The sequence below is a fragment of the Protofrankia sp. Cas3 genome (assembly GCF_963555955.1).
Lineage (GTDB): Bacteria > Actinomycetota > Actinomycetes > Frankiales > Frankiaceae > Protofrankia.
The window spans coordinates 1-13,702 of the sequence record NZ_CAUVXP010000030.1 but is presented as its reverse complement, the minus strand read 5'-3'; the positions used below and the strand labels follow the sequence as shown (position 1 = coordinate 13,702).

Genomic DNA, 13,702 nt, shown 5'->3' with positions numbered 1-13,702 from the left:
ATGACGATGGTGTCGGAAACCGCGCCCGTGGACGACCAGCTCATCAGCGATTTGCTCGGTGCCCTCACCGCGTTGTGTCACGGTGACTTCTCGGTTCGGCTGGGGGAACGGGGCGGCCGCGGCGCACTGCTGGCAGCGCGTTTCGACGAGCTTGCCGGCGTCCAACAGCGACACTCCCTCGAACTGGAGCGGGTGAGCAAGGTGATCCGGCGGGACGGCCGGTTGACCGAGCGGATGGCCGATCTCGGGTTCGAAGGCGGTTGGGCGATGTCGAACCAGGCGGTCAACTCGCTCATCGACGACCTTGCGCGGCCGACGCACGAGGTCGCGCGGGTCATCGCCGCGGTCGCGCAGGGCGATCTTTCGCAGCATATTGCGATGGAGATCGCCGGCCAGCCGGTGCGGGGCGAGTTCCTGCGCATCGGTACGACGGTGAACACCATGGTGGACCAGCTCTCGTCCTTTGCCGACGAGGTCACCCGGGTCGCCCGCGAGGTCGGCACCGAGGGCAATCTCGGCGGGCAGGCGCGGGTCAAGGGCGTGTCCGGGGTATGGCGGGATCTCACCGAGTCGGTGAACTCGATGGCGGGAAACCTGACCAATCAGGTCCGCAACATCGCCCAGGTGACCACCGCGGTGGCGCAGGGCGACCTGTCCCAGAAGATCACCGTGGATGCCCGCGGTGAGGTCGCCGGTCTTGCGCACACCATCAACACGATGGTCGATCAGCTGTCGTCGTTCGCCGACGAGGTGACCCGGGTCGCCTGGGAGGTGGGTACCGAGGGCAATCTGGGTGGTCAGGCCCATGTGCGCGGGGTGTCCGGGGTGTGGCGGGATCTCACCGAGTCGGTGAACTCGATGGCGGGTAACCTCACCGCGCAGGTTCGCAACATCGCGCAGGTGGCGACCGCGGTGGCCCGCGGCGACCTGTCACAGACGATCACGGTGTCGGCGCAGGGTGAGATCGCCGAGCTGAAGGACACCGTGAACACGATGGTCGATCAGCTGTCGTCGTTCGCCGACGAGGTCACCCGGGTGGCCCGGGAGGTGGGTACCGAGGGCAATCTGGGTGGTCAGGCCCATGTGCGCGGGGTGTCCGGGGTGTGGCGGGATCTCACCGAGTCGGTGAACTCGATGGCGGGTAACCTCACCGCGCAGGTTCGCAACATCGCGCTGGTGACCACGGCGGTGGCCCGCGGCGACCTCTCGCAGACGATCACGGTGTCGGCGCAGGGTGAGATCGCCGAGCTGAAGGACACCGTGAACACGATGGTCAATCAGCTGTCGTCGTTCGCCGACGAGGTCACCCGGGTGGCCAAGGAAGTCGGGATCGAGGGCAAGCTCGGCAGTCAGGCGACGGTCGACGGGGTGGACGGCACCTGGAAGGCGCTCACCGACAACGTCAACCAGCTCGCGTCCACGCTGACCACCCAGCTGCGGGCGATTGCCGAGGTGTCGACTGCCGTTACCCGCGGTGACCTCACCCGCTCCATCACGGTGGAGGCCGAGGGCGAGGTGGCCGAGCTCAAGGACAACATCAACCAGATGATCGCCAATCTGCGGGAGACGACCGACAAGAACGCCCAGCAGGACTGGCTCAAGTCGAACATCGCCCGCATCGGCGGCAAGATGCAGGGCCAGCGTGATCTGTACGCGGTCTGTCAGATGATCATTAGTGAGATGACTCCGGCGGTCGGCGCCCAGCTCGGTACGGTCTACCTGCTTGACTTCATCGAGGGTGACAAGCTGCGCCACGTCGCCGGCTACGGCTCGGCGCCGCGCAAACGGTCCGACGGTACGTTCCTGTTCGGTGAGGGCCTCATCGGCCAGTCCGCGGCGGAGAAGAAGCGCATCCGGGTGGAGGAGGTCCCTGCCGGCTACCTGCGCATCCGCAGTGGTCTCGGGGAGGCACCGCCCAGTGATCTCGTAGTGACTCCGGTGATCTTCGAGGATCAGGTGCTCGGCGTCATCGAACTCGCATCCTTCACCAGCTTCTCCGAGCTGCATCTGCACCTGGTCGACCAGCTGGTCGGCACGATCGGTGTCGTCCTGAACACGATTATGGCGAACGCGCGGACGGAGGAGCTGCTGGCCCAGTCCCAGCGGCTCACCCAGGAGCTCCGTTCGCAGTCGGTCGAACTCCAGCGCACCAACAACGAGCTGGAGGAGAAGGCCGCGCTGCTGGAGGAGAAGAACGGCGAAATCGAGATGGCCCGGATCGGCCTGGAGGAGAAGGCCGAGCAGCTCGCGCAGTCGTCCCAGTACAAGACGGAGTTCCTGGCGAACATGAGCCACGAGCTGCGGACACCGCTCAACAGTCTGCTGCTGCTGGCGAAGCTGTTGGCCGACAATCCGGAGGCGAACCTCACCGCCAAGCAGATCGATTTCGCCGAGACGATCCACTCGGCCGGCTCCGAACTGCTCGGGCTCATCAACGACATTCTCGATCTCTCGAAGGTCGAGGCCGGCAAGATGGCCGTGCAGGCCGCGACAGTTCGCACGACCACTCTCTGCGATGCGGTCGCGCAGGTATTTGGTCCGATGGCCGAGGAAAAGGGCCTCTCCTTCGAGGTGACGGTCGCCGGCGACCTTCCCGAGGAGTTCGTCACCGACGAGCAGCGCATCCAGCAGGTACTGAAAAACCTGCTGTCCAACGCGGTGAAGTTCACCGACGCCGGCGAGGTGCGGCTGGATGTGACGGTCGCCACGACCGATGTCGCCTTCACCACGCCGACCTTGTCCGCGGCGCCGGTGGTGCTCGCGTTCAGCGTCTCCGATACCGGCATCGGGGTGGCCACCGACAAACTGCTTATGATCTTTGAAGCGTTCCAGCAGGCGGACGGGACGACCTCACGGCGCTACGGCGGCACCGGGCTCGGGCTGTCCATCAGCAAGGAGCTCGCGCGGCTGCTCGGCGGGTCCATCGGCGTCGCGAGTACGATCGGCTTGGGCAGCACGTTCACGCTCTATGTCCCGTCGGTGATGCCGTCGGAGGTGCTTCCGTCGGCCAGCCCGGGGGACAGCGACGAGATCATCATGCTTCCCGAAACCGGCGGGGCGATGGCGCGCCGGCGGCTGGCCGCTATGTCCGGCACATCCGCGGTGGCTCTCGCCTCCGGACCGCGGCCGGCGGCCGGTGGCGCCGGTCCGGCGCGGGCACTTACATCGGCGGGACTCCACCTACCGGGCGCACGGGCGCGTCGGTCGTTTCGAGGTGAGGCGGAGTCCGACATACCGGACACGCCGTTCCTCACCGGGCTGCCCGCTGATCTGGGCGACCCGGCGGTGCCCAGCGGCCTCGACGAGTCCGACCCGCTGGTCGGATCGAGCGTGCTCGTCGTGGACGACGACGTCCGCAATGTCTTCGCGCTGACGAGCGCCCTGGAGATGCGTGGAATGCGGGTGCTGTACGCGGACAACGGCCACACCGCGATCCGGTTGCTCCAGCAGGAGGGCCTGTCGATCGACCTTGTTCTGATGGACGTGATGCTTCCGGGGCTGGACGGGAACGAGACCACCTCGGCGATCCGGCAGATGCCCGCGTTCGCCGCCCTTCCCATCGTGGTGCTGACCGCCAAGGCGATGCCGGGAGACCGGGAGAAGAGCTTTGAGGCCGGTGCGACCGACTACATCACCAAGCCAGTTGATCTCGACCATCTACTCGGCACCATGCGGTCTCATCTATAGAGCACCCGAGCCAGCGGGTCCCCGGGCACCGCGGCGCGCCGCTGCCCGGGGTGGGTCGGACCCGGGCAGGCCAGGGATGAAAAGCTCGGTTCACCTGCAGGCCTCCGCGTCCGGCGCGGATCTCGTCGCCGTCGGCCAGGCTCGGTGATACTTCCACTGGGCCGGGCCACGGGCAACGCGGAAGCCGGCGGAAGTCATTTGTACGGTTGAGCTCGAAGCCGTGGCCCGATGGGGACGGTGCGGCGTAAAGGAGGAGGCGGGCGGTGACCGAGCGCAAGGGTGATCTCATGGACGCGGGGGACGCCGAAGACGCGCATGGTGCGGAACGTCCGCGCAGCAAGATTCTTCTAGTGGACGACCGACCTGACAACCTGATGGCCCTCGAGGCGATCCTGGCCTCGCTCGACCAGGATCTGGTCACCGCTTCCTCGGGCGAGGAGGCCCTCAAACGTCTCCTGGTGGACGACTTCGCGGTGATTCTGCTCGACGTCCAGATGCCCGGGATGGATGGCTTCGAGACTGCGCATCGGATCAAGCAGCGAGGTCGGACGCGGGACACCCCGATCATCTTCCTCACCGCGATCGACCGGGAGCCGCACCACGCCTTCCGCGGTTACGCGGTCGGCGCGGTCGACTACATTGCCAAGCCGTTCGACCCGTGGTTGCTGCGCGCAAAGGTCACGGTGTTCGTTGAGCTGTTCGAGAAGAACGAGCGGGTCGCCGAGCTTGCCCGGGCCAGGGTCCGGGACTTCGATCTGCTGACCGAGGTCGTCGAGCGACTGTCCGCTCTCGAGGTGGTGCTGGAGGGGATGTCCCCTGGCAGGCCCGAGGAGACGATAGCCGCAGCCGCGGCCGAGGTACGCGGTCTGGTGACACGGTTGGCGCCGTTCGCCCGGCCCAGCGGCGCCGGAGTCGCCGCATCCTGACCGGGCCCGGTCAGGACCCGGTCTACCAGGTGATCGACGAAGCCGGTGTCAGCGCACCGACCTCGTCGATCGTCGATCTGTGACTACACGTCGACGATCAGGCCTTCACAGCACCCGGCGTGCCGTCCTCGATGACCCACTTGCTGTGCAGGAACATTTCGGAGTCCTGCTTGGTGAAGTCCCGCACCGCCCGAAGCTCGGCGGTCCAGTCTTCCTGGGTGATCGTGGACAGGATGTACCCACGGTAGTCGGAGTCGAACATCTTGATGTGGGGGTTGTCGGGGATCGCCTTCCCGAGAATCGTCGGGAACGGGATGGGTAGCACGGTGCTGATCGACGTGCCGACCAGCTCGGTCGCGACCACGGGCGAGTTCGGGTCGCGGAAGTCGGTGTGCAGGTCGTTGATCAGGAACGCGTGGATGTCGCCGGTCAGGACGACCGGGTTGGACAGCTTGCTGTCGTACATGCCCTGCAGGACGGTGCGGCGTTCGGCCGCGTAGCTGTCCCAGAACTCGCTCCAGTACTGGACCGTCGGACTGGGATCGATGTCCAGCTGGGCCATCAGGATCTGTTGGGGGAAGACGTTCCACAGCGTTTTGGCGTTGGTGAATCCCTTCAGCAGCCAGTCACGCTGTGGCGCGCTCAGGATGCTGCGGGTCGGCTCCTGGTTCTCGGTGCAGTTGACGAACTGGCCGCTGCTCACGCCGTTGTCGTCGCATGCGTGCGCGTCGCGATACTGGCGGGTGTCAAGGACGCTGAACTCGGCCAGCTTGCCGTAACGCAGCCGGCGGTACAGCCGGTAGTCCTTGCGGACCTTGTTCGGCAGCGGCATGTTCTCCCAGTACGCCTGGTAGGCGGCGTTGCGACGCACCAGGAAGGCGTCCTGCGGGCTGTTGTCCTGATTCGTCTGGAAGGTGTAGTCGTTGTCGACCTCGTGGTCGTCCCAGGTCACCGCCCACGGGTGGGCGGCGTGCGCGGCCTGGAGGTCGGGGTCCGTCTTGTACTGGGAAAGACGCACCCGGTAGCCGGCGAGGTCGTACGGCTCCAGATTGGCGTGCAGCCGGGACCGTCCGGGCTTCGGCTTGGATTCGTAGATGTAGTCACCGAGGTGGAAGACGATGTCCAGGTCCTGCTCGGCGATGTCCCGGTAGGCCCGGTAGTAGCCCTCTTCGAAGTTCTGGCAGGAGACGTGGGCGATCTTCATCGCGGGGATGTTCCAACCCGCGCCCGGAGCGAGGCGGGTATGCCCGATGGGGCTGCGGTAGCCGTCAATCTCGAACGCGTAGTAGTAGTCCCACGCCGGGAGCAGGCCCTCGACCTCGATGTGGAGGCTGTGCGCCCACTCGGGCGTGGCGGTTGCCGTGCCGGTGCGGACCACGTGGGTCATGGCCTCGTCGTCGGCGACCATCCACCGGACCTTGTAGTTGGCGGTGGGCATGCCGCCGTCGGGGTCAAGCGGTGACGGAGCGAGCCTGGTCCACAGGACGACACCGTGTGACGTTGGCTCTCCCGACGCCACGCCCAGCGTGAAGGGGTAGCTTTTGATCTTCGGTGCACTTATCCGCGCGGCCGGCAGCGACGCGGTCGCGATTCCGGCCGCGGACAGCCCGGACACCACGAGAAAACCGCGGCGTGCCAGGCTCGGGTTGATCGAATCAATAGAATCCATAGCCCCCTCCAAGACTCGAATGGTCTACCTACGGAATGGTGTGCAGGACGGCCTTCCCCACCGACCGGCAGCGGTTGGCCGTGGTCGACCCGGACGCTGGCGAGCTGGCCATCTCGGTGCTTCTCGGATTTCAGCATCGCGTGCTGTCCTGGTGGTAAACGGATCGAAAATCGTTAACAAAGGATTAATCAATGAAGGTGGGTTCAGCGAAAAACTCTGCCGGGCGCGTACGATTGTTTTTATCTATGGATCGATTGAATGTATGAATATACGGGGACGGTCAACAAATTGTTGACCCATAGCTTTTTTGTGGCGGCGGGGTGTGACGGCTTGGGCGCGGGAGGGTCCGACGCCGGTCGTCCGTGGCGCCCCGCACTCCTTGGTCATGATCCATATTGTGTGATCGCGCTGTCGGGGCGACGACGTGCTGATCGACGGTATGTGGATGTAGTAAGACGCGGATATTGCGCCTATAATCCGGGCGGATAAGTTGATCGTGGGCACGTTGATCGGCGTGCTGGTCCTGCCCTTGATCAGCATCGTGGCCGATGTTCGGGGGCGTTGTGGGATATCAGGTGGGAGTCGACCTGGGCTCGGCCAACACCGTGGTCGCTGTGGCCGACGACGGTTGGCCACAGGTGCTGGCGATCGGCGGCGGAACCGACATTCCGACCGTCCTCTACGCCGCGCCCGGCGGTGAGATACAGGTCGGCCGGGCGGCGCAACGCCGCGCGGCCGCCGATCCGGGCCGGGCCGCCCGCGGCTTTCCGCGACAGGTGGGTGATCCGACGCCCATCCTGCTCGGCGACGCTGCCTATACCCCCCAGGCGCTGGTGGCACGCCTGCTCGGCTGGGTCGTCGCCGCGGCCACCCGGCTGCGCAAGGCACCGCCTGATCACGTGGTCGTCGCTCATCCGGCCAGCTGGTCGCAGTTTCGGTGCGATCTGTTCACCGAAGCCGTCGGTCAGGTCGATGCCGCAGTCCCCATCACGGTGTGCTCCGCTGCCGACGCTGTCGGCGCGTTGCTCAATCGTCGGGGAGCGGCGACCCCCGGGGCATTCATGGGCATCTACGACCTGGGCGCGGGCTCCTTCGAGGCCGCGGTGCTGGCCGCTATGCCCGCCGGATTCCAGATTGCCGGTACCCCGGCTGGGATCACCCGCGCCGGTGGCATGGACATCGATGAGATCCTGCTCGCCTATGTCCTGCGCACGTTTGGTGACACCGCGTCCGGTCTTGACGACACGAATCCCGCGACGGCCACGGCTCTGCGTCGGTTACGGTATGAGTGCGCCCAGGCAAAGGAGATTCTCTCCGAGGACGACGTGGTCGATATTCCGGTTGACCTGTCATCGCTGGGTCTGCCCCAGGCCGGCCGCGATGCCATGCCGGAATCCGTGCGGTTGACCCGCGACGAGTTTGAGGCCCTTATCCGACCGATGGTGGACGACACGGTCCGGGTGTTCGAGCGCGCACTTCGTTCGGTTCCGGCGACGTCCGCGGACCTGTCAATGTTGCTCCTGCTCGGCGGCTCGAGCCGGATTCCCCTGGTTGGCCGGGTCCTCACCGAGGCATTCCCCGGCATCGGACGGCAGGAGGTCGGCTCGCCCGGCGATGTTGCCCTCGGTGCGGCGCTCATTGCCGCGCAGGGCGCGCACCAGACCGCGCCCCCACTCCAGACGGTGATCATTGCGCCGCCGGCGTTGAGTGTCCCGCTGGCGTTGACTGTCCCGCCGGGTTCGCAGATGCTTCCACCGTCAGTTCCGCCGGTTCGGTCAGTTCCGCCGATTTCGAGCAGCTGGCCCGGGGGAGTCCGGCCGTCGCCGAGCATGCCGCCCACGATCAGCGTGCCGCGGGCCGGGAACGCAGCGCCGGTCCCGGTCACCTCGGTCGAACCGGCGCACGCGGCCCACGCGGCCCGTCGGACGAAAAGGCGCGCGTTCACCGGCTTTGTCGGCACCCGACGGGGAATCGTCTCGGTGGCGGCCACGGTGCTCGTCCTGATCACGGCTACAACGGCTGGAATCGTCGTGACCGCCGACAACAGGGGGTCAGGTACCCCGGTCCCCTCGGCGTCGCTGTCCGCGGTGGCCCCGGTCCAGACGGTGGCCGCGCCGAGCGAGGCGTCGGTCCGCCCCGACAACGTCGTCCTCGCCTCCGGTTCCAGCGAGGTCGCACCGATCACAGAAACTGCCTACGCGCTGTTCCGCCGGCAACAGAGCGGCGTTGCGGTCCGCGTCGAATCGACGTCCACCGACGACGGCTTCACGCGGCTGTGCCAGGGCAAGATTGACATCGCCGGGGCCTCCTTCGCATTGAACACCGCATTCAAGGGCGATCCTGGCTGCGCCGACCGGGTCGCCGAGTTCGAGATCGCCCACAACACGCTGCCGGTCATCGTGAATCCGGCGAACACCTGGGCGCGGTGTCTGACGCTCAGCCAGCTCACAAACGTCTGGAAGAAGGGGTCGACAGTCACCAGCTGGAATCAGATCGATCCGAGCTTCCCGAACGAGCCGGTGGAGTTGTTCGGCCCGGCTCCGACGTCCGTCCACGGCCAGGTTTTCAACAACGAGGTGAACGGGGCGAGCGACAACGTCCGTGGGTACCGCGCGGTTGAGCTGGAAGCCGTGGCGCAGAACGTCGCCCAGAACAAGGACGCACTGGGCTTCCTCGACTTCCCGACGTTCGAGACCTACGGCAACAAGATTCGCGGCCTGGAGCTCGACAATGGCAGCGGCTGTGTGTCGCCGTCGGTGGTGTCCGCCGGGACCGGCACTTATATCCCGCTGTGCAAACCGCTCTACCTGTATGTGAGCAAAGAGGCCCTGCGTAAGCCGGCCACCGCCGCATTTGTCAACTTCTATGTGCGTAACGGCAAGGACATCGCGTTCAGGTCCCACGAGGTGCCGCGTAACGACGAGACGACGACAGGCAACATCAACCTTGCTGAGAAGCTCACTGCGGGGGTCGGCCCGGTTACAACATGACTGCGCCCAACAGGGTTGTCGCGGGCTGCCGTGCGGCCGACCGCGTCGTCGGGGCCGGTGCCAGCCCTGTTGTCAGACTCTCCCTCGTGCCGGGCGCTCCTATCGCGGGCAGGGGTCGGAGTAGGGAACCTGCGGAGCCCACTGCGTCCACCGCTCGCGGCTGAGTCGGAAGTGGGGATCCGCGCAGGCGGTCCGGGCAAGCGTGTCCGGATCGGTCGACAGCACCCGTAGATCGCCGTTGGAGCCGCCGGCCGCGAACGCGTAACCGTCTCCCGACACCGCAAGTCGGCTGACAGCCTTGTTCCGGTCGACGAGCCGGGTCAGTTCGACGGGTTTCGCGGTGGCGTCCCAGAACACGATGGCGCCGTCGGCTCCGGCGGACACCAGCAGGCCGTCCGCGCCGAAGGCTGCGCCGGTCACGCGATCGTCGTGGGCGCTCAGGATGCCCGTCGCCCGCGGTTTGCCGGGGTCCGTCAGATCCCACAGCCGCACCGTATGATCGTCACCACCAGTTACCGCGGCACGTCCATCCTGACTGAAGGCCACCGTTACGACCGCACCGACGTGTCCGGTCATGGTGGCGACCTGGTGGGGCTGTGCCGGGTCGGTCAGATCCCATAGCCGCACGGTTTCGTTCACGGCAGCGGTGGCGAGAAGCCGACCGTCCGGGCGCAGTGCGATGTCGGTCACCAGCCCGCTGCGGTTGGTCAGAAATGTGAGCGATGTCGGATGTCGCGGATCGCTGATGTCCCACAGCCCGACCGTTCCGTCCGCACCCACCGTCACCAGCAGTCTGCCGGAGGTGTCGAACACGAGCCGGACCACCGGGCTGATATGACCGTCGAGCCGGCTGACCCCGCCGGTAGCACCGGTTCCGCCGGTTCCGCCGGTTCCGCCGGTCTCCCAGGTCCGGTCGGCCCAGAGCCGGGCGGTGTTGTCGCCGCCGCCGACCGCGAGGCTGCGGCTGTCCGCGCTCAGCGCGACACCGCTTGCCGGCCCGGTCACCGCCGGGCTGAGTTCGGCGGCCAGGGTCGGCCTGCCGCGGTCGCTGAGATCCCACAGCCGGACCCGGCCGTCGGTGTCGACCTCGGCGAGGGTCCGGCCACGGGCGTCCCAGGCGACATCGATCACCGTCGCGCCGCGTTGTGGCAGCGACACCGCGGATGACGCGACGAATGACGCGACCATGGCGCGCCGTGCCTGGGTCGTCGGGGCGATCCGGTATGCGGCGACGGCGAGTTGGCCGGCCAGCTCTGGGTCGCGCTGACGCTGTGTGTCCGCGTTGCCGGCAAGCTGCCGGGACACCGCGGCTCGGTCCACGCCCGTCGGACCGCTGTTTCGGCCCGCGGTTGTGACGGCCAGGACGGACGCCGTCGCAACCGCCGCCGTGAGACAGCTGAGCAGGACAAGCCCGCGTCGGCCCAGGCGCCGGCGGCGTGGGGCGGGCGTGACGGGGGCGGCCATTCGTCGGGCTGGCATTGATCCGGCTGGCATGGACCCCGCCGGCGCCGGCGATACCGCGGGGTACGGCGAGACCGGTACCGGCGAGACCGATACCGGTCGCGGCGGTACCGGCGGTACCGATGGGACGAGCCCCACGGTGCCACCGCTGTCTGCCGGCGCCGAATCACGCTGCGGGAGCGCCAGGCGTCGGCGCGATCGACCGCCCCCCGCGGATCCTTTGCGCAGCCGTCCCGTCGATCGTCGGGTCGTTCCGGGTCCGCCCAGGCTCGCGGGGTCCAGGCTGCCCGTCAGGACGGCCCGCAGCGCGTCCGCACTCGGGCGTTCGGCTGGATCCTTGCGCATCGCGCGGGCGACCAGTTCGCGCAGGTCGTCGGGGATACCAAGAAGGCGTGGCTCGTCGTGGATGATCCGATAGAGGATCACTTCGGTAGGTCCTTCGCCCCATGCCGGATGGCCGGTCCCGGCGAAGATGACCACGCTTCCCCAGGCGAACACGTCCACGGCTGACGTGACGCCCTCGTCGAGGATCTGCTCGGGCGCCATGTAGGCGGGTGTGCCGATCGGTTGCGCGCCGACATGGCTGATGTTGGTCAGGATGCTTGCCGACCGGGCGAGCCCGAAGTCGATCACTTTGGGGCCGACCGGTGACAGCAGCACGTTGGCCGGGGTCAGGTCGCGGTGGATGATGCCGGCATTGTGGATGGCGCTCAGTGCCGTCGCTACGCTCAGTGCGAGATGTTCAAGGTCGGCGGGTCGCAGCGGGCCGCGGGCGCTGACCATTCTCGACAGCGTCGGTCCCTCGACGTATTCGGTGACAAGGTAGGGCTGGGGGCCGTCGGGGTCGGCGTCGAGTACGGCCGCGGTCGCGAAGCGCTTCACCTTGCGGGCGCTTTCGGCCTCACGCCGGAACCGGGCGCGGAACTCGGGGTGTTCGGCGAGATCCGGGCGGATCACCTTGATCGCTACCCACTGGCCGTCCTGGCCGGAAGCGTCGGGGCGGGAGGCGAGGAAGACGGCACCCATCCCGCCCTGCCCGAGGCGGCCTGCGACGCGGTACGGTCCGAGCTCGCGGGGGTCGTCCGGCCGCAGCGGAGCCACGACAGCGCCCGACACGGGCGGTGGCGTCGTTCCCGGCACGGCTGCACCCCCCGGAAACGCGTCGACTTCCATGGTCCGATAGTGGTGTCACGGTACGCCGCGCCCATGGTGTGGCGTCCAGAGCCTCGTGGCACCGGATGTTCGATCGCGATCATTCTCGCGCACCCGCCGCCGCCAGGGCAATCCCGTTATGGCGGGCGGCTCGGCGAGTTCAGCCGGATAGCGTGCCACCCGCGGGCTCCTCACCCGGCGTAATCAGGCTGCCGAGAGCGGCCAACCGCGCGGGAACGGCCTGATAATAGGACCACACTCCGCGTTTGTCACGGGTGAGTAGGCCGGCGTCTACGAGCACCTTGAGGTGGTGGCTGATCGTGGGCTGGGTCAGTCCCAGTGGTTCGGTCAGCTCGCACACGCACGCCTCACCGCCGGCATGGGCGTAGATCAAGGAGAGCAGCCGCAGCCGGGTGGGGTCGGCGATGGCCTTGAGGACACCGGCGAGCTGGGCGGCCGCCTCGGCGGAGAGGGGTTCGCGCGAGAGCGGGGTGGCGCAGGCCCAGTCCGCATTCGCGGCTGCCTCCGTCCCGAAACGGATGCTGGTCGCGGTCATGACTTCAGCATGCCTCGGCTATTGACAGCCGTCTATGGCTGGGGCACGCTCGACACCATCGTGATATAGATGTTTGTCGATGTCTGGAGTTTGGTCATGATGGCGAGCCGGGTGCAACTGGCACTGAACGTCTCGGATGTGGATGTGGATGCTGGCGAGCTGTTGACCGTCATCACCCCCGCCCCGTGACCGCCGGGCAGACCCCGCCGCAGACCCCACCGCAGACCCCGCCGCTGGCACGGCGGCTCGCGGCGGAGGCGGTCGGCAGCATGTTGCTCGCCAACCTGATGTTCGACCTGCCGGCGGTATCGATCTCCACCCATCACCGGGCGTCCGGACCACACCTGCTGTCGGAGGTCGTGGCGACCGCGGGCCTCCTGCTTGTCATCTTCGCGCTGGCCCGACCCATCCGCGACGACATCGATGCCCGGGTCCGCGCCCTGCTCGCGGATCTTGTCCCCGCCGACGTCTGATCATCTGGGACGTCCGCAATGCCGGGCACTCTTACCCGGGCGGCAGCGTGCGCGTCGGGCGCATCACGACCTCGGTGACGGTGGTGTGGATGGGCAGCGCGAGCACCGCCGTCACCATCTCGGCGACGTCCTGCGGCGCCATGAGCGCGTCTGGCGCCCAGGGTCGGCCCTCGGCCTGGAGCACCCGGCGCTGCATGGCGGTCGCCGTCCGGCCCGGAAGCATCGTGCACACGCGGACGTCGGCGTCGGCCACCTCTGCGCGCAGGCTGTCCGCGATCGCGCGCAGCGCGTGCTTGGTGGCGGCATACTGGCCGATCTTCGGGCTGGCGGAGATGCCCTGGGTCGAGTTGACGAAGATGACGTCCCCGCCGCAGCGTCGGCCGGCGCACAGCAGATCCGGGAGCAGGAGCTGGGTGAGGGCGTAGGGCGCACGGACGTTCACCGCGTACTGGTGGTCAAGGTCGCTGATGTCCGCGTCCGCCATGGGCGAACGTTGATAGGCACCAGCCGAGTGGATCAGGATGGACAGGCCGCCGAACTGCCGGCGGACAGCCTCGGCGAGCTCGGCCCGGGCATCGGTGTCGGTGATGTCCGCCCGGTGGAGGTGGATCTCGGCTCCGTGGCCGCCCGCCTGCGCGGCCAGCGCGTCCAGCGCGGGCTGGTCCCGGCCGGTCGCGATGACCGACGCGCCCGCGACGGCGAGCCGCACGGCGATGGCGTGTCCGATCCCGCTGGACGCGCCGGTCACGAGCGCCGTGCGGCCGACCAGCTCCGGTGGCCGATGCGCG

Annotated in this window: 8 protein-coding genes and 1 pseudogene; 5 read left to right on the top strand and 4 right to left on the bottom strand. The window is 67.6% G+C overall.

Going from position 1 to position 13,702, the window contains the following annotated elements:
- Window positions 1–6 precede the first annotated feature (6 nt).
- A complete protein-coding gene (locus U9983_RS08385; protein WP_416211318.1) occupies window positions 7–3,687 on the top strand; it encodes a HAMP domain-containing protein in 3,681 nt (1,226 codons plus the stop codon).
- A gap of 263 nt (window positions 3,688–3,950) precedes the next feature.
- Window positions 3,951–4,613, top strand: a complete 663-nt coding sequence (locus U9983_RS08380; protein WP_416211316.1) for a response regulator — start codon at window positions 3,951–3,953, stop codon at window positions 4,611–4,613.
- A gap of 97 nt (window positions 4,614–4,710) precedes the next feature.
- Here U9983_RS08380 and U9983_RS08375 read toward each other — a convergent pair whose 3' ends face one another.
- Window positions 4,711–6,282, bottom strand: a complete 1,572-nt coding sequence (locus tag U9983_RS08375; protein WP_322753467.1) for an alkaline phosphatase D family protein — start codon at window positions 6,280–6,282, stop codon at window positions 4,711–4,713.
- Between the two features lie 35 nt (window positions 6,283–6,317).
- Here U9983_RS08375 and U9983_RS08370 point away from each other — a divergent pair, with 35 nt between their 5' ends.
- Together U9983_RS08370 and U9983_RS08365 are read left to right on the top strand one after the other, a co-directional pair.
- The gene (locus U9983_RS08370; RefSeq protein ID WP_322753466.1) at window positions 6,318–6,440 is read left to right on the top strand and encodes a hypothetical protein; all 123 of its coding nucleotides are present in this window, start codon (window positions 6,318–6,320) and stop codon (window positions 6,438–6,440) included.
- Window positions 6,441–6,830: 390 nt separating this feature from the next.
- Window positions 6,831–9,272 (top strand): Hsp70 family protein, encoded by a 2,442-nt coding sequence (locus tag U9983_RS08365; protein ID WP_322753465.1) that lies wholly within the window; start codon window positions 6,831–6,833, stop codon window positions 9,270–9,272.
- 99 nt (window positions 9,273–9,371) lie between these two features.
- Here the strand turns inward: U9983_RS08365 and U9983_RS08360 are convergent, their stop codons facing one another.
- The gene (locus tag U9983_RS08360) at window positions 9,372–11,873 is read right to left on the bottom strand and encodes a serine/threonine-protein kinase (protein ID WP_322753464.1); all 2,502 of its coding nucleotides are present in this window, start codon (window positions 11,871–11,873) and stop codon (window positions 9,372–9,374) included.
- 172 nt (window positions 11,874–12,045) lie between these two features.
- Window positions 12,046–12,441: a metalloregulator ArsR/SmtB family transcription factor gene (locus tag U9983_RS08355; protein ID WP_322753463.1), complete on the bottom strand. Its 396-nt coding sequence runs from the start codon at window positions 12,439–12,441 to the stop codon at window positions 12,046–12,048.
- A gap of 269 nt (window positions 12,442–12,710) precedes the next feature.
- On the opposite strand from U9983_RS08355, the pseudogene U9983_RS08350 reads away from it, so the two are divergent.
- Window positions 12,711–12,860: pseudogene (locus U9983_RS08350) on the top strand (aquaporin family protein); the annotation flags it as partial.
- Between the two features lie 85 nt (window positions 12,861–12,945).
- Here the strand turns inward: U9983_RS08350 and U9983_RS08345 are convergent.
- A complete protein-coding gene (locus U9983_RS08345; protein ID WP_322753492.1) occupies window positions 12,946–13,683 on the bottom strand; it encodes an SDR family oxidoreductase in 738 nt (245 codons plus the stop codon).
- Window positions 13,684–13,702: the final 19 nt, after the last annotated feature.

What these genes read in the sequence shown, in the direction of transcription:
- U9983_RS08385 (WP_416211318.1), top strand. Translation starts at nt 7, where the DNA reads ATGGTGTCGGAAACCGCGCCCGTGGACGACCAGCTCATCAGCGATTTG.
- U9983_RS08375 (WP_322753467.1), bottom strand. Translation starts at nt 6,282, where the DNA reads ATGGATTCTATTGATTCGATCAACCCGAGCCTGGCACGCCGCGGTTTT.
- U9983_RS08370 (WP_322753466.1), top strand. Translation starts at nt 6,318, where the DNA reads ATGGTGTGCAGGACGGCCTTCCCCACCGACCGGCAGCGGTTGGCCGTG.
- U9983_RS08365 (WP_322753465.1), top strand. Translation starts at nt 6,831, where the DNA reads ATGTTCGGGGGCGTTGTGGGATATCAGGTGGGAGTCGACCTGGGCTCG.
- U9983_RS08355 (WP_322753463.1), bottom strand. Translation starts at nt 12,441, where the DNA reads ATGACCGCGACCAGCATCCGTTTCGGGACGGAGGCAGCCGCGAATGCG.